The following is a 19,779-nucleotide window of genomic DNA, read 5'->3' as shown; positions in this document are numbered from 1 at the left end:
CCCCGCTTATCTCATGTGTCTCTGGCGATAGGCCTTTTCGTCATGGGCAAAGCCGCCGGGCACCTCTTCTTCCTTGAAGAAGATGTACGGGTTGGAGCGCGGCTCTTTGACATGCTGCGGCATGGCCTTGATGTTGGTGACCTCAAGCAGCTTCTGGAAGGAGAGACGCTTCATGGTCTCGCCCACGCGCTCGCGGTTCTTGCCTTCTTCCATCCACCAGTCCCAGATGTTCTCGATGACTTCCTTGATCTCGTCGTAGGGATTTTCCACAACGACGAAGGGAACGAGCAGGGAGGACATCTGCGCGCCGTCCAGGATGGGGGCCTTGGCGCCCAGCAGGATCGAAGCGCCGGTCTCGGCGCCGATCTTCACGGCGGCGGGCATCGTGTTGATGCAGTGCATGCAGCGGGTGCAGTTGGCGTTGTCGATGGACAGCTTGGCGCCGTCGTAGCTCATGCAGCCGGTGGGGCAGCGATCAACGACTTCGGCCACGATGTCGAACTTGCCCCAGTCGCGGCCGGAGTGGGAGCCGCCGCCCGGCTTGAACTCGCCGGCAACATAGGCTTTCACGCGGTCCTGGTCGATGCGGATGTCGTCCTTCCAGGTGCCGATGACCGAGAAGTCGGAACGGGCGATGGAAGCGACGCAGCCGTTGGGGCAGCCGTCGAACTTGAACTTGAACTTGTAGGGGAAGGCCGGGCGGTGCAGCTCGTCCTGATAGTCGTTGGTCAGGGTGTGGCACAGATCCTGGGTGTCGTAGCAGGCGAATTCGCAGCGCGAGGAGCCCAGGCAGTCGGCCGGGGTGCGCAGGTTGCCGCCCGAGCCGCCGAGGTCGGTGTTCATCTTGTGGGTGACGTCGAAGAAAATTTCTTCCAGCTGCGGGGTGGTGGTGCCGAGCAGCACGATGTCACCGGTGGAGCCGTGCATGTTGGTCAGGCCGGAACCGCGCAGGTCCCAGATGTCCATGATGCCGCGCAGGTAATCGGCGGTGTAGTACTTGCCGGAGGGCTGGGCCAGACGCACGGTGTGGAAGTGCGCGACGCCGGGGAACATTTCGGGCTGGTCGCAGTAACGGCCGATGACGCCGCCGCCGTAACCGAACACGCCGACGATGCCGCCGTGCTTCCAGTGGGTCTCTTTGTCCTTGAAGGAGAGTTCCAGAACGCCGAGCAGATCGTCGGGGCAGTCAACGGGGACCTGATAGTCCAGGCCGTCGGGGTTGGCGGCCCGGTGAGCGGCCTCCTGCTTGATGTCGGACACGAAGCTGGGCCAGGGCCCAGTTTCGAGCTGGTCCAACAAGGGGGTTTGGTGTTTCGCCATTTGCTTCCTCCAGTGGGGTTTGAAGAGTTACCGCCTTAACCAGCTAACACGCGCTCCGGCGGGACGGGCCTCGCCTTGCGCCCTCCCCACCGACCGACCCTGCTCGCCGACGTGTGGGGTGTTATTCAATGGGGATTGCAACGTAAAACGTGAAGTTTTGAACAATCGCGCCTGATTTAAAATGAGAACACGCGCCGTGTCAACGGCAAACCGAGCTTACGCCGGGTCCCCCCGGAACATTTCCCCTACCACGAGAGCTTTTTCCTTGCAAAGCCTATTTGCCGCAAGCCCCACTCCAGGGCCTTGCAAAAGCACCGTTTTTGTCCCATTTCCCGGCCATGGACGACACCCCAGCCCATACCCCGGCCGCCCTCTCCGCCCCCCCCGCCGCCTGCCGCCGCTGCGGCCGCTGCTGCCGTCTGGGCGGTCCGGCCCTGCACGCCGCCGACCTGGCCCTGCTGCGCGCCGGACGTCTGACCCTGGCCGACCTCGTCACCCTGCGGCGCGGCGAAGGCGTCACGGACAACGTCGCCGGCCGGGTCGGCCCCTCCCCGGCCGAACTGGTGAAGCTGCGCCCGGCCACGAGCGGCCGGGCTTGCCTCTTTTACCGCGACCCGCCGGCCTGCGCCATCCACGACGCCTCGCCCCTGGAGTGCCGGACCCTTTTTTGCGACGCCCCCCAGGCCCTGGCCGCCCTCTATGAAAAAGACCGCCTGACCCGGGCCGACATCCTCGCCCCCGGCCCCCTGGCCGAGCTGTGCGCCCACCACGAGGCCGAAACGGACCTCAGGCGTCTGGCCGCGGTGTGCCGGGCCGCCGCCGCCGGCGACGAGGACGCCCGCGAAGCCGCCCGGGCGGCCCTGCGCTTCGACGCCGCCATGCGGGAACTGCTGCCGGCCCGCCTGGGCGTCGCCCCCGAAACCCTGCCCTTCCACCTCGGCCGGCCCCTGGCCCAGGCCCTGCCGGCCCTGCGCGCCGCCGCCGCCCCGGCCGCCCTTTACAAGCGCCGGCCATAGGCCTACATCCGGTTCGACCCGAAAAGGCCGGCCACGTCCGGCCACGGGGAGGACGCACCATGTTTAGAGCCTTGATCGTCAGCCTGTGTCTCGTCCTGCTATCCCCGGCCCTGCCGGCCTCGGCCGCCTCGGGCCGCCACGTCTTCGGCAAATACGCCTTTGGCGAGTCCTGCCAGAAACTCTTCACCGGCCCGTCTTTCGCCGAGGAAAAGGCCCGGCCGATCTGGGACCCCAAATACCAGATGTTCGGCCTGGTCCATGACCCGGAAGTCACGGCCCAAAGCCGCTTCACCCTGCACTACGACCGCGACGCCAAACCCAATTTCGAGGGCGTGCCCCTGGGCCGGGTCTACTACGGCTGCGACAAAGCCACCGGCCGGTTCTCCCTGGTCGTCATGTCCCACGATCTGTTGGCCGTGCCGGGGCTCGTGCGCAAGGCCACCGAAAGCTTCGGCCCGCCGACCATGACCACCATGATCCAGACCATCTGGAACCTGCCCGATCTCTACGTCCAGATCGATCAGGTCTACATGATCATCTACGACACCCGGGCCGGCAAACCCGGCGGCGCGTCCTGACCGTGGCCCCCCCCCGCGACCTGCGCTTTCTCGAAGCCGCCCGCACCCTGGCCATGGCCGTGGTGGTCTGGTCCCACGCCAGCAACACGGTCTTTTTCCGGGAAGGCGACTTTTCGGCCACGCCGCTGTTCACCTCGTGCCTGGTCACCTTCGCCGTGCCCACGTTTTTTTGCATCTCGGGCTACCTGCTCGCCCTGTTCGCCCCGGCCGCAGGCGACCAGGCCGCCCGGCCCCTGCGCCAGATCAAAAAAATCCTGCCGCTGTTTTTGGCCTGGAACGCCCTGACCCTTGTCGTCTTGCGCCTGGCCTACGGGATGCCGCTTGTTTCGCTCACCGCCCTGGCCGATCTGGCCACCGGTCCGGCCCAGCTCTATTACCTGTTCGCCCTGCTCCAACTCCTGGCGCTCACCGCCCTGGCCGCGCCCTTTGCCTCCCCCGCCCGGGAACGCGTCTGGCTCCTGGCCGGCGTGGCCACGACCCTGGGCTTTTACCTCGCCTCCACCCTGGCCCTGCACCTGTCCCCGCCGGCCAGCCACGCCTTCGAGCTGGTCGCCATCAAGATCGGCCCGGTCTGGCTGGGCTTTTTTGGCCTGGGCGGCTGGCTGGCCCGAAATCCCCAACGCCTTGACGCCCTCACCCGGCGCTGGCCGCTTTTCACCGCCCTGGCCGTGTGCGCCTTTATCATTTACTGGGCCGACGTGGACGCCCAGGCCCGGTCGCTTGGGGCCAACTACCGCCAATACTTCCTGCTCTCCGGGCTGGCCTTCCAACTCGCCGGCTGCCTGGCCCTGCTCGGCGGCTGCCGGGCGGCCGAAGCCCGGGCCGGCCGACTCTTCACCCTCCTGGCCGAAACCGGCCGCGACACCCTGGGCATCTACCTCGCCCACTACGTCCTCGTGCTGCTCTTCTACGCCGCCGTCCCGGCTCCCGTGGCCCCGGCCTATCGCCTGCCCCTGGGCGCGGCGGCCATGGCCGTGTCCTTCGGCGGCTCCCTGGCGCTCGCCCGCCTGGCCCGCCGCCACGGCGGCGCGGTTTGGGCGAGGGTGTTGTTTGGGGTGTAGAGGAGACGAGAAGAGGGAAGAGGCCTCCGGCGGCTGGGGGCCTGAGGCCCCCAGACCCCCCGAATGGAGAAGGGGGGAAGATGCTTGGTCGGCTCCGGGGCCGATCTTTTTTTGTCGACTTAATTGACAATGATTTTCAATTTCGCCTAAAGGGGATGCAACGGCCACGCGGACGGCCAAGGAGCACGCCCCATGCAGCGCAAAACTTTGAATGACAACGCCGAATTCGCCTGCCCCATCGTGGGCACCTGCCTGACCATCGCCGAACTGCGCCGCATCTGCCGCAAATTCGGCGACGCCGTGCCCGAGGCCGCCTCGGACTACGAAGCCCACGTCTTCCTCGTCGGCCAGGCCAAGATCACGGCCAGCCCGGCCTCGAAGTATCTCCAGAAGTACCTGGACAAGAAATACCGCAAGGAATTGCGGATGTTTTGGAAGACCGAGGACGAGGCCGAACTGCGCCGGCTGTGGCGCGAACGGGCCGACGCCGGCGACGTGCCCGGTCCCTTCTGGGCGCTCATGTCCCACCCCACCGCCACAAACGAACTGCTGCGCGACGTCTACGGCGAAGTCCACATGCTCTCCCACCGGGTGGGCGCGGCCAACCGGGCCGATCTGGCCAAACTCTCCCGCCTGGAGGACAAGCTCGCGGAAACCGCCGCCGCCCTGGAGGACAGCAAGCTCGTGCTGCGCCAAGCCGTGTCGGTCTGGAAAACCCGCTGCCGCCAGGCCATGGAAGAACTCGCCGCCGAACGGACCAAACGCCAAGCCGCCGAACGCGAACGCATCTCCCTGCGCGAGGCCATCGAAAATTCTGCCGTGGCCGCCGTGCGCCGCGACCGCGACATCCTGCGCGACCAGCTCATGGAACTGGCCGACCGTCTGCAAACCACCGAGGCCGAAGCCGGACGCCAGGCCCTGCTCCTGGAACGGATGCACGCCGACCTGACCAAGACCCGCCAGGAACTGGCCGACCGCGACAGCGAAGTGGCCGCCCTGGAAGCCTCGCTCTTTGCCGCCCTGGGCGAAGCCGCCGCCGCCCACGCCGCCCACGCCGAGCACCATATCGACGATCCCGACGGCCTTGGCGATCACCACGACCAGCCCCATGCCTGTACCGGCGACTGCCCCTGCCCGGCCGGCGGCTGCCGCCGCGATCCGGCCGCGGCCGGCTCAAGCCTCCACCTCGTCGGCGGCGGCCTGGCCGGCAAACGCGTGCTCTACGTCGGCGGCCGGTCGTCCCTGGTCTCCCACTACAAAGTCCTGGCCGAGAAATTCGGCTGCGAACTCATCCACCACGACGGCGGCCGGGAACAGTCCTCCCACCGCCTCTGGGAATTGCTCGGCTGCGCCGACGCCGTGGTCTGCCCCGTGGACTGCGTGAGCCACGAGGCCTGCTCGCTCGTCAAACAAGCCTGCAAAGGCTGTCTCAAACCCCTTATCCTCGCCCGATCCTCGGGGCTTTCCAGCCTCGCCCGCTCCCTGGCCGAACTCGGCGCGCCGGCGCAGTAGGCCACCCACCTCCCTTTCCGGGCCACGGTTGCGTCCGTCCGCCCGACCGGCTATTCCTTTCGGGAAGCGCTCCGCACCAGGAGCGCTCCCCAAAGGAGATCGCCCATGACCCCTCGCCGCAACATTTCCTCCGGCTCCAAATGGGAACCCCTGCTCGGCTACTCCCGGGCCGTGGTCGCCGGCAACACCGTCTACGTGTCCGGCACCGTCGGGGCCAACGCCGACGGGACCATCCCCGAAGGCGCCTACGCCCAGACCAAACGCGCCCTGGAAATCATCCGCGACGCCCTGGCCCAGGCCGGAGCCGACCTGACCAACGTCGTGCGCACACGCCTTTTTATGGCCGACATGGGCGACTTCGACGCCGTGGCCAAGGCCCATGGCGAAGTTTTCGGCGACATCCGCCCGGCCACCACCATCGTTGAAGTGTCCAAACTCGTGGACGCCGCTTTTGTGGTGGAAGTGGAAGCTCTGGCGGTGATTTAGAAGAGGGAAGATGCCTCCGGCGGCCGGGGGCCTGAGGCCCCCGGACCCCCCAAATGGAAAAAGGGGGCTTGCCGAGCAGGGAATCGTCACCATATGTGCGGGAACGGTGAGAGCCACGGGCAACGTGGCGTTTTCGCAACATTGTGCGGGAATAGTGCTTGATCAGCGCAACTTTTGCGGGTAATTTGTGAAAAAAGTGACGAACGAGGCCCGCGCCCATGAAACATGAAATCGTCATCTGCATGGGCAGCTCGTGCTTTGCCAGGGGCAACCGCAAGCATCTGCTCATGATCGAGCAGTATCTGGCCGATCACGGACTCAGCGAATCCGTGGTGCTCACCGGCTCGCGCTGCGAGGACCAGTGCCGCTGCGGCCCCAACATCCGCATCGACGGCCAGCTCTACGGCGACATCAATGGCGAACGCCTCCTCGAACTTTTAAGCCGCCATCTGGCCGGCTGATCCCGCCCGCGCCGACGCCCCCCGCCGCCTTGCGATCCCGCCCGTCCGGGCGTACCCAGAACGCAACCCCAGGCCCTTACGACGGAGACGGCATGCTTTCCCATTATCCGATTTATACCATCGAAGCCGAGTGCCAGGACTGCTACCGCTGCCTGCGCCAATGTCCGGTCAAGGCCATCCAGGTGGAAAACGGCCGGGCCACCGTGGTACCCGAACTGTGCATCGCCTGCGGTCAGTGCGTGGCCGCCTGCCCGTCCCAGGCCAAGCAGGTGCGCAGCGATCTTTTCGGCGTCTACAAGCTCTTGCGCTCGGACAAGCTGGCCTACGTCTCCCTGGCCCCGTCCTGGGTGACGGAATTTCCCGACGTCTCCCCCGAGGCCATGATCGCCGCCCTGCGCAAGCTCGGGTTTTCCGGCGTTTCCGAGACGGCGCTGGGCGCTCAGGAAGTCTCGGCCGCCGTGGCCGGCATCCTGGCCCAGGGCGGCCCCAGGCTCCTGTTATCCACCGCCTGCCCGGCCGCCGTGGACTTCATCCGGGGCTACATGCCCGAGCTTGTGCCCAACCTCACCCCGCTGCTCTCGCCGCTTCTCTCCCACTGCCGGATGCTGCGTCGCAACTACGGCCCGGACATCGGCGTGGTCTTTTTTGGACCCTGCGTGGCCAAGAAATCCGAGGCCGACAACCACCCGGCCCTGCTCGACGCGGCCATGACCTTTACCGACCTCAAGGCCATGCTGCGCGAGGAAAACATCCGCCCCGAAGACCTCATCCCCGGTCCGGCCGACCGCTTCATGCCCCACCCGGCCAAGGAAGGAGCGCTGTATCCCGTCGAAGGCGGCATGTCCGACACCATCAAGGCCTATGCCGGCAACGACAAGGTCTGTTTCACCACGCTCTCGGGCATCCCCACCATCGAATCGGCCTTGCAGGGCGTCCACAACCATGTGCTGCCCCGGCCGGTCTTTATCGAAATGCTGGCCTGCGTGGGCGGCTGCGTGCGCGGACCCTGCGTGTCCAGCCGCCGGCCCCGGCTTCTCGACCAGCTCGACGTGTTCGCCCGGGCCGCCCAGCCCGGCGACGATCTGCCCGTGCGCCAGCCGGCCGTGTCCATTGCCGAGCGCAAAAACCCCTCGCCGGTGGACCTGCCCGTCTACAGCGAGGACCAGTACACCCGGGTGCTGCGGCTTATCGGCAAGTTCGCGCCCGAGGACGAGGTCAACTGCGGCGGCTGCGGCCACGAGTCCTGCCGGGGGCTGGCCAGGGCCATGCTCGAAGGCCTGGCCGAACCGTCGATGTGCGTGCATTTCCTGCGAAAGCGGGCCATGCGAAAGGCCAACGCCTTGCTGCGCTGCATCCCGGCCGGCGTGGTCATCGCCAACAACAAGCTGCAGATCATCGAGTGCAACGAGCACTTCGCCCGGCTTTTCGGCGAGGAGACGGTCATGGCCTACGAGGCTAGCCCAGGCATGGAAGGGGCGGCCCTGGACAAGATCGTGCCCTTCATCAGCCTGTTTCGCCGGTCGCTGGATACCGAGACCGACATCCACCGCGACGCCCTGCGCTTCGACGACCGCGTTTTCAGCGTCACCATCTTCACCATCGAACCGCGCAACGTCATCGGCGGCATCGTGTTTGACGTCACCGGCTCGGAGCTGCGCCGCGACGAGATCGCCAACCGCGCCCGGGAGATCATCCGCAAAAACCTCGAAACCGTGCAGGAAATCGCCTGCCGCCTGGGCGAAAACATGGCCGACACGGAAATCCTGTTGCGCTCCCTGGCCGAAGGCTTCTCCAGCGGGGCCAAGCCCATCGGCGACAAGGACATGCGGGGGCGGCGGCCGTGACCGAGGAAGTCTTTATCGAGGTGGACGCCGCCCAGCGCAACCGGTTCGGCGAGGACATCTGCGGCGACGCCTTCAAGACCCTGCGCGTCCAGGACGAGGGCCGGGTCATCGCCGTGCTCTCCGACGGCCTGGGGCATGGCGTCAAGGCCAGCATCCTGTCGCTGATGACCGCCACCATGGCCCTCAAATACACGGCCACCGATGCCGACGTGGTGCGCGCCGCCGAAGTCATCATGGACGCCCTGCCCGTGTGCCAGGTGCGCAAAATCAGCTACGCCACCTTCACCGTGGTGGACATCCACCCCGACGGGGCCACCCGCGTCGTGGAGATGGACAATCCGCCGGTGATTCTCCTGCGCGCCGGCAAAGCCCTGCCTTTGGACTTCGAGGAAGTCTCCTCGCCGCGCTACAATGATCGCCTCATCCGGGTCTACGACCTGAACATGCAGCCCGGCGACCGGCTCATCTTCACCTCCGACGGCATAACCCAGGCCGGCCTTGGCTCGGAACGCATGCGCCTGGGCTGGCGCATCAAGGGCTGCCGGGAGTTCGTCGAAGAAGTCGTGGCCAAGGACCCGTCCATCTCGGCCCGCAACCTGTCCCAAAAGATCCTGTCCCAGGCCCTGCGCCAGGAACCCTTCCAGCGCGCCTACGATGACATGACCGCCGCCGTCATCTACTTCCGACGCCCACGCCGCTCCATCGTGCTCACCGGCCCGCCCTACGCCGCCCACCGCGACCGGGAGTTCGCCCAGATGCTGGCCGAATTCCCCGGCCGCAAGATCATCTGCGGCGGCACCACGGCCAACATCGTGGCCCGGGAACTCGGCCGCACCATCCGCGACAGCTTGCAAGTCGGAGCGATCAGCGACATCCCGCCGGCCGCCGAAATGGACGGCGTGGACCTCGTCACCGAAGGCATCTTGACGCTCACCCGAGTGGCCCGGCTCCTGGAACAGGACGAAGCGCCGCGTGAAAAGAATCCGGCCGTGCAGCTCTACGACATCCTGCTCGACAGCGACTCCATTGAATTCATCGTGGGCGCGCGCATCAACGAGGCCCACCAGGACCCCAACCTGCCCATCGACCTGGAAATCCGCCGCAACATCATCCGGCGCATCTGCAAGGTGCTGGAAGAGAAGTATCTAAAAGAAACACGGATGAGCGTTTTTTAGGCGAAGGGGAAAGGGGGAGGCCTCCGGCGGCTGGGGGCCTGAGGCCCCCAGACCCCCCATATGGAGAAAAGTTCAAGGGGTTTTCGGGCGAGTGTCGGCCGGGCAGCACAAGAGACCGTGATCACCGGCCAAAGGCCGCGAAAAAGGGCCGCGTCCCGCCGGAAACCGCCGAGCCAGGCAGGACGCGGCCCCGCGCCGGAAGGGAGACGTTACTCCCCGACGGCGCACGCCAGGTCGGGAGTCGCCCGAGCCGGCAAGGCCGCGGCGAAATGCCCGAGGATCGTCTGGTAGAGCTTGCTGCCGCAACCGGCCCGTCCCCGGGCCAGAGCCAGCGCTTTTTCGAATTCTTCGGCCGCCTCGTCATGGCGTCCCGCCTTGTGCAGGGTCAGGGCCAGCCGGTAGGAGGCGTTGGCCGTCACCACGTCCAGGCCGGCCTCGTTTTCGGCCAGGGTCACCGACTGGCGCAACAGGGTCTCGGCCTGCTCCAGGTTGCCGGCGTCCATGGCGTCCATACCCGCCTCGCGAAGCCGCCGCACCTGGCTCGTCAACATGCATTTTCCGCCTACGCAAGCCATGATGTCACTCCTTTGCCGCCCACGAATCGGGCGGCGTATGCGGCTTCGCCCCGACAGGCGGACCAAGCCGTGAAGGCGTCGTTTGCTCGGGCCGCGACCCGGCGACAAACTGCCCTTGTTCACTCGCTGCCCCCTCAACCCCTTTTCCCAGGCGGGGGGGCTGGGGGCCTCAGGCCCCCAGCCGCCGGAGGCACTCTTCTCTTCCTCGTGTCACGAACAACTAACTGGAACCATAAATGGTCTAAAAAAATACTGTCGTATTTTTTTACCGCGAGACACTAAGCCGCGCTTTGCACGACGTCCTTGGCCCAGGACACGGCTTCGGCCTTGTCCGGGTCGCCGTCGATCTTCAGCGCCATGCCCACGACCTTGGCCCCGCACTGCTCGGCTTTTTCGGCTATGGCGTCCACGGCTCCGCAAAAGTGCGTGTAGCTGGAGTCGCCGCAACCGAAAACCGCCACCTTGCGCCCGTCGAGCCGGGCTTTTTCCAGCTCGTCATAGATGGGCACGAAATTTTCCTGCAGCTCGATCTCGTCATCGCCCCAGGTGGAGCAGCCAAACAGCACGAGGTCGTAGCCTTCGGCCAACCCTTCGGCAGTCACGTCGGCGGCGTTTTTGAGATCCACCGCCAGACCTTCGCTTTTCAGGGTTTCGGCCACATACTCGGCCACCGACTCGGTATTGCCCGTGGTGGACCCAAACAGAACCAGCGCTTTACCCATGGCCCTCTCCGTGCGGTTGACGTTGCCGGCCGCCCGGGCGGGCAGCCGTTTCGTGTTGCTCGGTATTTAATGAAAATGATTTTCAGTGTCAATATCATTATACAGCCCCCTTGAGCCGGCAAGGGGCGGCAGGATAGTTACCGCCAAGGGAGGACGGAAACATGGCCCGAAACATCGAGATCAAGGCCCGGCTGACGGATCGGACGAGGGTCGAGGCGGCGGCCGCCGCCCTTGCTGACGGCCCGGCGGAGCTGATCCGCCAGGACGACACGTTTTTTCCGTGCGCCAAGGGCCGGCTGAAGCTGCGGGAATTCGCCACAGGGCGTGGCGAACTGATTTTCTACCAGCGCCCGGACGCTTGCGGCCCAAAGGCCTCGTGGTACGACATCGCGGGAACGGACGAGCCGGCGGAGCTGCGCCGGGTGCTGGGGCAGGCCCTGGGCGCGGCTGGACGGGTGCGCAAGGAGCGCACCTTGTATTTGATCGGCCGCACCCGGGTGCATCTGGACCGGGTGGAGGGGCTGGGGGATTTTGTGGAGCTGGAGGTGGTGTTGGCCGAGGGCGAGGCCGAGGCGTCGGGGCTGGCCGAAGCCCGCCGGCTCATGGCGTCCCTGGGCATCGACGAAACGGCGCTTATCGCCGGAGCCTACGTCGATCTCCTGACCGCCTCGCCAACAAACGCCTGACCAATCACCCCCGGCACGCCCCTTTAAAACTTCTCCCAGGCAGGGGGTCCGGGGGGCTTAGCCCCCCGGCCGCCGGAGGCATCTTCCCTCCTCCCCTACGCAATCTTGGCAGCCAGTTCTTCCCAGCGGGCGTAGAGCCGAGCCACTTCGGCCTCCATGGTCTGGACGGCTTCCAGGCGTCGGGCCAGTTCAACGCCGTCGGAGGCCACGGCCGGATCGGCCAGGGCGGCGCGGGCCGCTTCCAGGGCTTCCTCGGTTTCGAGGATGGCCGCTTCCATGCCGTCGTATTCGCGTTGTTCCTTGAAGCTGAGTTTCTTGGCCGGTGTCGCGGCCTTGGGTTTGGCCTTGGCCGGCCGGTCCTCGCGGGCCTTGGCTTCCCGGGCCTCGGCGCGCTCCCGGGCCAGGAACTCTTCTTCCCACTGGGCGTAGTCGGCGAAGACTTCCACGCCGCCCTGGCCGTCCAGGCCGACGATGGCCGTGGACACCCGGTCAATAAGCGACCGGTCGTGGCTGACGAGCACCACCGCGCCGGGGAAGTCCATCAGGCTGTCCTCCAGCATCTCCAGGGTGGGGATGTCGAGGTCGTTGGTGGGTTCGTCCAGGAGCAGCACGTCGGCCTGGCGCAGCATGAGCCGGGCGATGAGCACCCGGGCCTGTTCGCCGCCGGACAGCAGGCCCACGGGCAGGTCGAGCTGTTCCGGGCGCAGGGCGAAGCGCTTGGCCCAGGTGACCAGGTGGACGGGCTGGCCCCGGTAGATGACGCTGTCGGCGTCGGGGGTGAAAGCGCGGCGCAGGGTCTGGTCCTTGTCGAGCTGTTCGCGCTTCTGGTCAAAGGCGACCACGGACAGGCCCGGCGCGGTGGACACCCGGCCGGCGTCGGGCTTGTCCTCGCCGGCCAGCAGCCGCAGCAAGGCGGACTTGCCCGAGCCGTTGGGGCCGACCAGCCCCAGGCGCGTACCCGGGGAGAGCACGAGGTCGAGGTCGGCGAAGAGTTCCCGGCCGCCCAGGCTGCGGGCGAGGTTTTCGGCCACGAGCAGACGTTTGGTCTGGCGGCCGGTGGCGCTGAAATCGATGCCGGCCCGCAGGGCGGCCCGGTTGCGGGCCTGGGTGGCGGCCAGATTCTCCTTGAGGACCCCGGCCGCGTCGATGCGGGCTTTGGCCTTGGTGGCCCGGGCCTTGGGGCCGCGCCGCAGCCATTCCACCTCGCGGCGCAGCTTGTTGGCCAGCGACCGTTCCAAGGCCCCCTGGCTCTCCATGAAGGCCTCGCGGGCCTCGACCAGGGCGCTGTAGGGGCCGTCCACGGACAACACGCCGTCGGGATAGGCGCTGGAGAGCTCCACGGTGCGGGTGCAGACGTTTTCCAGGAAAAACCGGTCGTGGCTGACCACCACGAAGGCGAAGGGCGCGCCGGAGAGAAACTGTTCGAGCCAAAGGATGGAGCGCAGGTCCAGGTGGTTGGTGGGCTCGTCCAAGAGCAGCACGTCGGGTTCGCCGGCCAGGCCCCTGGCGATGGACAGGCGCTTGCGCCAGCCGCCGGAAAACGACTCGACCAGGGCGGCAGGGTCGGTGAAGCCCATGCGGCCGGCCAGGGCCGCGACCCGGCCGCCGGAGACGGCCTCGGCCCGGCCGAAGGCGGCCTCCACGGCCCGGGACAGCACGCCTTCCACGGTGTCGCCCGGTTCGAAGGTGTCGTGCTGGGCCACGTAAGCTAGGCGCGCCCCCTGGCGCAAGGTGCGCTCGCCGCTGTCGGCCCCGGCCAGACCGGCCATGATTTTGAGCAGCGTGGACTTGCCCGAGCCGTTGGGGCCGACCAGGCCCACCCGCTCCCGCTCGGCCACGGCCATGGAGATGCCGGAAAACAGCTGGCGCACGCCAAAGGCCTTGGAAATGCCGCGAAGATTGATGGTGCAAACGCTCATGGCCGCTTTAGGTAGACAATGCCGGGCAGGGCGTCAAACGGCGCGACGAAGGATGGACGATGCCGGAAGGTTGCCGCTCGCCGGGCCTGCGCGCGGCGGGGCGGGGCGGCCCGGCTACTGGGTCCGGCTGACGGCGGCGGTGGTCGGGGCCACGATGACCTGATTGCGGCCGCTCTGTTTGGCCCGATACAGGGCCTTGTCGGCCCGGGCCACCAGGGCGGCCGGCCCGGGATCGGCCTCGTAGTCGGCCAGGCCGAAGCTGGCGGTGATGCGCCCGACGATGGGAAAATCGGTGTCCTGGAGTTCCCGGCGCAGGGCCTCGGCCAGAACCCGGGCGTCTTCCACGGTGGTTTCCGGGCACACCAACAGGAATTCTTCGCCGCCAAAGCGGCCGACAACGTCGGTTTCGCGCACCACGGCCAGCAGGATGTCGGCCACGCGCAAAAGGACCGCGTCGCCCACGGCGTGGCCGAAGGTGTCGTTGACGTCCTTGAAGTTGTCGAGATCGATCATGATGACGGAAAAGGGTGTGCCGTAGCGATGGGCGCGCCGCCATTCGCCGGACAGGACCTGATCAAGGCGGCGGCGATTGCACAGGCCGGTCAGGCGGTCGGTCAGGGACAGGACGGCCAGGGCCTGGTTTTTGGCGTCGAGTTCGCGATTCTTGGCGTCGAGTTCCAGGGTGCGCTGGCGCACCTTGTCTTCCAGGCCGCCGACCAGATCGTGGATCCGGCCGTTCATGTCGGCCAGGGCCCGGGCAAGCAGGCCGATTTCGTCGGAACCGGCCATGTCGATGGCCCCGCCGAAGTGGCCGTCGCGGACGTTGCCGGCATAGCGCGTGAGTTCCACGATGCGGTTGGTCACGGCCCGGTGAAGCAGCCGCGCGACCCAGAAGATGCAGCCAAGGCCGAGCAGCGCCGAAAACAGCACAATGCCGCCGGCCAATCTGGTGGCCCAGCCGATGCGCCCCTTGGCCCGCTCCACTTCCACAGCGGTGATGCGGCGCAGATCCTCGGCAATGGGGTCCACGGCCCGGGCCTGAAGGGCAAAATCGTTGGCGTTGGCGCTCATGGACACAGCCGTGTCCATGAGCCTGGCGGCGACCTTGTCAAAGGTGTCGCACAGCCGCAGGGCCTCGGTCTTGCGGGCGGTCTCCAGCCCTGGCGTGGCCGCGATGAGCCGGCGCAGGGCCTCGACCTTGTTGACCGCCGTCTGCATGACCGGCCGCTGCCGGGACAGCTGATACTGCTGGATGAGGACGCTGATTTCGCGAACGGCAAAAGCCAGTTCGTCCCAACCCTTCAGGCTCACGCCGAGCTGGCGCACGGCGGCGTTCATCTGGACGTCGAGGCCGGTCTCGGGATCGGCCACCAGGATGACCAGTTCATTTTCGCTTAACAGCGTCTGGGAGAAGCGCTTGGCCGTGGACGTGAAAAAGCGCATGTCGATCTTGCGCTTGGCCATGTCGCTGCCGTCGGGCATGGCGGCCATGGCCCGGCGGAGGTTTTCGCTTAAGGCAATGACCCGGGCTGCGGCGGCCAGGGCCGGTTGTCCGTAGCGCTCCTGGGCCTGGGCGAAGCCGACGAGAGGCACCTGGAGCAGAAAATCCCGGTACAGCCGGCGGGCGCGTTCAAGCTGGCTTTCCATCTCCAAAACGCCGTTTCGCAGCTCCAGGTTGGCCACGATGTCGGCCTCGGCTCCCCGCACCACGGCCAGCCCCACAAAGCCGGCCCCGACGCCCATGAGGAAAATGGCGAACAGCACGGCAAACGACAGCCGCAGCTTGGTCGTGATGCCCTGATTGTCCCACAATGCGCGAAACGACATGCCGGAGCCCTAACGAGGGGAGTACGTGAAGACCACGTTGGCGGTCAGTCCGGCCACGCCCTGGGCGGGATCGTCCATGCGCAGCACGTTGAAGCGCGGGATGGCGCAGTCGCCAAAGCCGTCGCAACGGAGTTTTCCGCCCAGCCCCGGATAGTCGGCGGTGGCGGCCAGGGCGTCGCGCAGGGCCTGGCGGCCGATGACCAGGGAGCCGTCCTTGCCGGGCACGGCCGCCTTGGTTATGGCGGCGAACAGGATGCCGGCGGCGTCAAAGGCGCTGGCGTAGTAGTCCGTGGCCGGCGTGGCCCGATACTTGGCCTGGTACTGGGTGCGCAGGGCGTCCAGGGCCGGCCCGGGGGCCGGCGGGGTGGGGCCGACGAAATACATGCCCTTGGACGCTTCGCCGACGGCCTCGATAAAGCTTTTTTCAATGAGCGCGCCGTCGCTCATGAGCTTGACGCCGACCAGTTCGGGCATGGCCCGGGCAGTGAGCAGCACGTGGTTGCCCTCGGGCTGGAAGAGCGGGAAAAAGAGCAATTCGGCCTTGGAGGCGGCCACGGCCTCAAGAAGCGGGCGCATGTTGGCGTCGCCTTTGTCCACAGCCGCGAACAGCACGGTGCGGCCGCCCAGGCGTTCGAACTCGGCCCGAAATCCCTCGGCCAGGCCCCGGGTGTAGATGTCGCCGTCATGGACCATGGCCACGGCGCGCACGCCCAGGCCCTCGTAGGCGTAACGAGCGGCGGCCGGGCCGGAATGCTCTTCATTGGACGACGTGCGGAAATAGCCGGGCTGCCATTTGGGGCCGCGCTTGCCGCCGACGGAGGTGAGGAAGGGAGCGCTGTTGTTGCCGGAGATCATGGACAGGCCGGCCTCGGTCATGACCTGGGCGGCGGCGGCGGCGTCGCCGGAGCAGGTGGTGCCGAAAATCGCCACCACCGAAGGGTCGGAGACGATACGCAGGGCCGCGTTGGCCCCGCCCTCCTGGCGGCAGCCGGTGTCCTCAATGACCAGTTCCACGGGATGGTCGAGCAGTCGGCCGCCCTTGCGGTCCAGGGCCAGTTCCAGGCCGCGCAACTGGTCCTGGCCGATGGGCGCGACCTTGCCGGTCAAGGCCTGGATGACGCCCAGGCGAATGGCCCCGCCGGGCGCGATTTCCACGCAGCCCAGGGGATCAAGGCAGGGTTTGGGCTTGCCGTTGGACAATCCCCACCAGACGCCCGCTCCGGCCAATGCCGCCACCACCAGCACCGCCCCAAGTCCCAGCCATCGCACCATGAGCTCCACTCCCCATGCCCGGCCTCCCAGCCGCGCCATGCATTTCCAACTATTTGTCTATACGCTTCATCCGAAAAGACCAATCATTTTTCGGCCGCGCCGGGGGCTGTCCCGCTGCGCTCCCGGTGCGACAGCACCTGATCGATGACGGCCAGCAGTTCGCCGAGTTCCACGGGCTTGGTCACGTAGCCGTCCATGCCCGCGGCCAGGAAGCGTTCCTTGTCCCCCTGCATGGCGTAGGCCGTCATGGCGACGATAGGGGTTCGCGCCGCTGCGAGGCCGGCCTCGCCGGACCGGATGCGCCGCGTCGCCTCCAGGCCGTCCATGGCCGGCATCTGGACATCCATGAGCACGAGGGCAAACGGCTCCCGGGCGAGCAACGTCAAGGCTTCGCGGCCGTTTTCCACCGTACGGACGTCGTGGCCCTCCCGGCGCAGCATACCTTGAATGGCCAGGCGGGCCAGAGCCTCGTCCTCGACCAGCAAGAGGTTGAGGCGGTCGGTAACCGTTGCCCGTGGACGCAGGGCGGCCGGTTGCGGCAACACGTCGGAAGGCAGGCCAAACGTCAGGTTGAAATGGACGACCACGCCCTGGCCCGGCTCGCTCTCGATGCCGATGGAACCGCCCATGAGTCCGACCAGACGTTTGCAGATGGCCAACCCCAGGCCCGCGCCCTGGTAGTCGCGGCGATAGCCCTGATCGACCTGCGTAAACGGCGCAAAGAGACTGTCGAGCTTGTCCTTGGGGATGCCCACGCCGCTGTCGGCCACCGAAAACAGCACCTGGGGATGGCCGGCCGAGGCATCCGGCTGGGCCACGGCCGTGACGGACACCGTTCCGCTGGCGGTGAACTTCAGCGCATTGCCGAGCAGGTTGGTTAAAATCTGCTGGAACCTCGTAACGTCGCCGATGACGATTTCCGGGACGGCGTCATCGATGGAAACGGTGCAGGTGACGCCCGGCGGATCGCCGGCCGGCAACAGGAGTTCGCGGACTTCCATCATGGCTCGGCGCAAATGGAACGGCGCCTGGACAATGGCCATCTTGCCGGCCTCGACCCGGGAGATGTCCAGGATGTCGGACAACAGCCTGGTCAGGCGACGGCTGGCGGCCAGGGCCATGCGGGCCTGGTCGGCCTGCTCCTCGGTCAGCCCCGAGGCGACCATGAGCTGAAGGATGGTCACGATCCCGTTGATCGGCGTGCGGATTTCGTGGCTCATGTTGGCCAGAAACTCGCTTTTGGCCCGGCTGGCGGCCTCGGCCTGATCCTTGGCCGCAGCCAGGAGGGCCGCCCGCTCCTGTTCTTCGGTAATGTCGTGATAGATGGTCATGTGCGTCGATGCGCTTTCGCCGCCAAGCCGACGCCCCGTCATTTCGACCCAGCGCGTCCGGCCATCCCCGCACACGATCCGGTAACATTCCCGGCCAAGGTCCAGTCCCTGCCGCAGCCGATCTTCCAGGCGCGGCCGCAGCAAACGGCGATCGTCCGGATGGGCGAGACTCCAGAGCTCTTCGGCCGACAGGGCGTAGGCGTCTTCGGCCGAAAGCCCGAACAACTTGCAAAAAGCCGGATTAACCCACTGCAACCGCAGCGGCGCTCCTTCAATCAAGGCAATGGCGTCCAGGGAGTTTTCGAAAAGCGCCCGGTAGCGTTCCTCGCTGTCCCGCAGCGCCTGTTCCACGGCCTTGCGTTCGGTAATATCGCGCGCCACGGACACAAAGTAGAATTCGCCCTGGATGGCGACGCCGTTGACGCTGACCTCCACCGGAAAAACCGAGCCGTCCTTGCGCCGATGATGGGATTCGAAAACCGTCCTGACCGCCAAGGGATTGTTGAAACTGCTGCGAATGGCCGCCTCGTCCCAGTCAGCCTCGTAGTCCCAGGTCAACATGCCCACCACCGCGTCCTGCTCGTAGCCCAGCATCTCGGCAAACCGCCGGTTGGCCTCGACGATCCGATGTTCGCTGTCGATGACCACGATGCCGTCGTCGCTGGAGTCCATGAGCGTCTGCCGCCGCAGGGCCTCCCGGGCCAGGGCGTCCCGGGCCGCCACCAGTTCGGCTCGGTCTTCTTCCAAGTTTTGGGCCATGCGGTCCATGGCCTGGGCCAGCCGACCGAGGGTTCCCCGGCCCCCGGTCAGGCCCGACCGGGCGGTGAGATCGCCGCCGCCAAGACGTTGGGCCGTCTCGACAATGCGCACCAGAGGATCGTGGATGCCAAAACGGCCGACGATCCAGGCCAGGGCCGTAGCCAAGAGCAGGGACGCGCCGGCCCAGCCCAGCCAGAGGCCGGTGACGGCGTCGGCCGCCTCAAAGGCGATAGATTCCGGGATGCTCACGAGAATCGAGAGATAGGGTTGTTCCTGCTCGGACAAGGCCACGCTGTGGGCGGCGAATATGCGCCGGACGCCATCGGTGGCGACAGCGGAGAAAACCGCCTGGCCATTGTCTGCCCGAATGCGGTCCCAGACATCACGGGCGATAGGCTTGCCCACTGGGGCTTGCGCGGACGGCGGATGGCGATACAGGCGCCGGCCCTCGCGATCGGTCAACCCGACAAAGGAACCGGCTGGCATCATGGATTGATCGAAAACCGTGGCGATGTCCTGCAACCGGACCGTGACGATGAGCACCCCCGAGAGTTCGCCTGAGGCGCCGTAAACGGGATAGGCAAAAGGCAGCACCTGGACGCCGCTGACCTTGCCTATGGCATACTCGCCCACGGAAAATCGTCCCGTGGCCTTGGCCTGGCGGAATTCGGGCCGCTCAGCCAGATTTTGCCTGGTAAAGGGCAGGGCCGAGGCCAGAGCCTCACCATCAGCGTCCATGAGAGCGAAATTGACGCAGTTGGGATTGCCGACCAGGACGTCGCGAAACAGCGCGGTACAGGCAGGAATGTTTTTTTCACGCACCGCCGGTTCGGCGGCCAGGCCGGCCAGGACGGCCCGCAGGCGAGCCGTTTCGCTGGCTTGCTGATGAGCGTAATACTGGGCCAGACGCATGGTGGTCTGGCCGACGTGGACAATCTCATGTTCGCGCCGTTCCCAGCCCGATCCCAGCACCACGCCCAGCACCGGAAGCACGCCGCCAAGGACCACCAATATCAGGTTCAAACGAATAGAACCCGGCAAGCGCAGCATGGATGGCCCCTTCGGTTCCCTGGTGGCGTAACGGCGGTCTCCTAGACGCTCGAGCCCAAGCACCGGCCCGGGGAGCTTCCCCAAAGCCCAGAGTCGGCGCCCCGGAGCCAAGACCCAACCTTGAGCGCAAACACGAGCCAGCGACGCCGCTTTTTAGCATACGCTCCATGGGTGCTAGGGTCTTT

General features: G+C 66.7%; 16 protein-coding genes. 9 read left to right on the top strand and 7 right to left on the bottom strand.

The window, feature by feature from the left end:
• Nucleotides 1-6 precede the first annotated feature (6 nt).
• A complete protein-coding gene (gene dsrA, locus DMR_RS01620; RefSeq protein WP_012749935.1) occupies nt 7-1,320 on the bottom strand; it encodes a dissimilatory-type sulfite reductase subunit alpha in 1,314 nt (437 codons plus the stop codon).
• A 320-nt stretch (nt 1,321-1,640) separates the two neighbouring features.
• On the opposite strand from dsrA, the gene DMR_RS01615 reads away from it, so the two are divergent.
• The 8 genes from DMR_RS01615 (at nt 1,641) to DMR_RS01580 (ending at nt 9,453) form a co-directional block, all read left to right on the top strand.
• Nucleotides 1,641-2,336: a YkgJ family cysteine cluster protein gene (locus DMR_RS01615; protein ID WP_232502862.1), complete on the top strand. Its 696-nt coding sequence runs from the start codon at nt 1,641-1,643 to the stop codon at nt 2,334-2,336.
• 59 nt (nt 2,337-2,395) lie between these two features.
• A complete protein-coding gene (locus DMR_RS01610) occupies nt 2,396-2,914 on the top strand; it encodes a hypothetical protein (protein WP_012749933.1) in 519 nt (172 codons plus the stop codon).
• 2 nt (nt 2,915-2,916) lie between these two features.
• Nucleotides 2,917-3,975, top strand: coding sequence for an acyltransferase family protein (locus tag DMR_RS01605; RefSeq protein WP_012749932.1), 1,059 nt, complete (start codon nt 2,917-2,919; stop codon nt 3,973-3,975).
• Nucleotides 3,976-4,167: 192 nt separating this feature from the next.
• A complete protein-coding gene (locus tag DMR_RS01600; RefSeq protein ID WP_012749931.1) occupies nt 4,168-5,487 on the top strand; it encodes a DUF2325 domain-containing protein in 1,320 nt (439 codons plus the stop codon).
• Nucleotides 5,488-5,592: 105 nt separating this feature from the next.
• Nucleotides 5,593-5,973: a RidA family protein gene (locus DMR_RS01595; protein ID WP_012749930.1), complete on the top strand. Its 381-nt coding sequence runs from the start codon at nt 5,593-5,595 to the stop codon at nt 5,971-5,973.
• A gap of 218 nt (nt 5,974-6,191) precedes the next feature.
• Nucleotides 6,192-6,434: a (2Fe-2S) ferredoxin domain-containing protein gene (locus DMR_RS01590; RefSeq protein ID WP_012749929.1), complete on the top strand. Its 243-nt coding sequence runs from the start codon at nt 6,192-6,194 to the stop codon at nt 6,432-6,434.
• Between the two features lie 92 nt (nt 6,435-6,526).
• Nucleotides 6,527-8,278, top strand: a complete 1,752-nt coding sequence (locus tag DMR_RS01585) for a [Fe-Fe] hydrogenase large subunit C-terminal domain-containing protein (RefSeq protein WP_012749928.1) — start codon at nt 6,527-6,529, stop codon at nt 8,276-8,278.
• Nucleotides 8,275-9,453 (top strand): SpoIIE family protein phosphatase, encoded by a 1,179-nt coding sequence (locus DMR_RS01580; protein WP_012749927.1) that lies wholly within the window; start codon nt 8,275-8,277, stop codon nt 9,451-9,453. Before DMR_RS01585 ends, DMR_RS01580 begins: the two co-directional genes overlap by 4 nt.
• Nucleotides 9,454-9,662: 209 nt before the next feature.
• Here the strand turns inward: DMR_RS01580 and DMR_RS01575 are convergent, their stop codons facing one another.
• Both DMR_RS01575 and DMR_RS01570 read right to left on the bottom strand, forming a co-directional pair.
• Nucleotides 9,663-10,004, bottom strand: a complete 342-nt coding sequence (locus DMR_RS01575; protein WP_232502861.1) for a tetratricopeptide repeat protein — start codon at nt 10,002-10,004, stop codon at nt 9,663-9,665.
• 302 nt (nt 10,005-10,306) lie between these two features.
• On the bottom strand, nt 10,307-10,750 hold the full coding sequence (locus DMR_RS01570; RefSeq protein WP_012749925.1) for a flavodoxin: 444 nt from the start codon (nt 10,748-10,750) through the stop codon (nt 10,307-10,309).
• A gap of 161 nt (nt 10,751-10,911) precedes the next feature.
• On the opposite strand from DMR_RS01570, the gene DMR_RS01565 reads away from it, so the two are divergent.
• Entirely contained in the window at nt 10,912-11,436 is a 525-nt protein-coding gene (locus DMR_RS01565; protein WP_012749924.1) for a class IV adenylate cyclase, read from the top strand.
• A 95-nt stretch (nt 11,437-11,531) separates the two neighbouring features.
• Here DMR_RS01565 and DMR_RS01560 read toward each other — a convergent pair whose 3' ends face one another.
• From DMR_RS01560 to DMR_RS01545, 4 genes are all read right to left on the bottom strand, one after another.
• The gene (locus tag DMR_RS01560; protein ID WP_012749923.1) at nt 11,532-13,355 is read right to left on the bottom strand and encodes an ABC-F family ATP-binding cassette domain-containing protein; all 1,824 of its coding nucleotides are present in this window, start codon (nt 13,353-13,355) and stop codon (nt 11,532-11,534) included.
• A gap of 114 nt (nt 13,356-13,469) precedes the next feature.
• A complete protein-coding gene (locus tag DMR_RS01555; RefSeq protein WP_012749922.1) occupies nt 13,470-15,182 on the bottom strand; it encodes a GGDEF domain-containing protein in 1,713 nt (570 codons plus the stop codon).
• A gap of 9 nt (nt 15,183-15,191) precedes the next feature.
• Nucleotides 15,192-16,454 (bottom strand): branched-chain amino acid ABC transporter substrate-binding protein, encoded by a 1,263-nt coding sequence (locus DMR_RS01550; RefSeq protein WP_012749921.1) that lies wholly within the window; start codon nt 16,452-16,454, stop codon nt 15,192-15,194.
• A gap of 83 nt (nt 16,455-16,537) precedes the next feature.
• Nucleotides 16,538-19,594, bottom strand: coding sequence for a PAS domain S-box protein (locus DMR_RS01545; RefSeq protein ID WP_148208336.1), 3,057 nt, complete (start codon nt 19,592-19,594; stop codon nt 16,538-16,540).
• Between the last annotated feature and the right edge of the window lie 185 nt (nt 19,595-19,779).

It is taken from the genome of Solidesulfovibrio magneticus RS-1, assembly GCF_000010665.1.
In the GTDB taxonomy this organism is placed as follows: domain Bacteria; phylum Desulfobacterota; class Desulfovibrionia; order Desulfovibrionales; family Desulfovibrionaceae; genus Solidesulfovibrio; species Solidesulfovibrio magneticus.
Note: the sequence above shows the minus strand (reverse complement) of the source record. Positions and strands in the feature narration are given on the sequence as shown.

Coding starts and splice junctions, on each gene's coding strand:
- DMR_RS01545 (WP_148208336.1), bottom strand. CDS start 19,594: ATGCTGCGCTTGCCGGGTTCTATTCGTTTGAACCTGATATTGGTGGTC.
- DMR_RS01550 (WP_012749921.1), bottom strand. CDS start 16,454: ATGGTGCGATGGCTGGGACTTGGGGCGGTGCTGGTGGTGGCGGCATTG.
- DMR_RS01600 (WP_012749931.1), top strand. CDS start 4,168: ATGCAGCGCAAAACTTTGAATGACAACGCCGAATTCGCCTGCCCCATC.
- DMR_RS01595 (WP_012749930.1), top strand. CDS start 5,593: ATGACCCCTCGCCGCAACATTTCCTCCGGCTCCAAATGGGAACCCCTG.
- DMR_RS01575 (WP_232502861.1), bottom strand. CDS start 10,004: ATGTTGACGAGCCAGGTGCGGCGGCTTCGCGAGGCGGGTATGGACGCC.
- DMR_RS01610 (WP_012749933.1), top strand. CDS start 2,396: ATGTTTAGAGCCTTGATCGTCAGCCTGTGTCTCGTCCTGCTATCCCCG.
- DMR_RS01555 (WP_012749922.1), bottom strand. CDS start 15,182: ATGTCGTTTCGCGCATTGTGGGACAATCAGGGCATCACGACCAAGCTG.
- DMR_RS01590 (WP_012749929.1), top strand. CDS start 6,192: ATGAAACATGAAATCGTCATCTGCATGGGCAGCTCGTGCTTTGCCAGG.
- DMR_RS01570 (WP_012749925.1), bottom strand. CDS start 10,750: ATGGGTAAAGCGCTGGTTCTGTTTGGGTCCACCACGGGCAATACCGAG.
- dsrA (WP_012749935.1), bottom strand. CDS start 1,320: ATGGCGAAACACCAAACCCCCTTGTTGGACCAGCTCGAAACTGGGCCC.
- DMR_RS01565 (WP_012749924.1), top strand. CDS start 10,912: ATGGCCCGAAACATCGAGATCAAGGCCCGGCTGACGGATCGGACGAGG.
- DMR_RS01560 (WP_012749923.1), bottom strand. CDS start 13,355: ATGAGCGTTTGCACCATCAATCTTCGCGGCATTTCCAAGGCCTTTGGC.
- DMR_RS01585 (WP_012749928.1), top strand. CDS start 6,527: ATGCTTTCCCATTATCCGATTTATACCATCGAAGCCGAGTGCCAGGAC.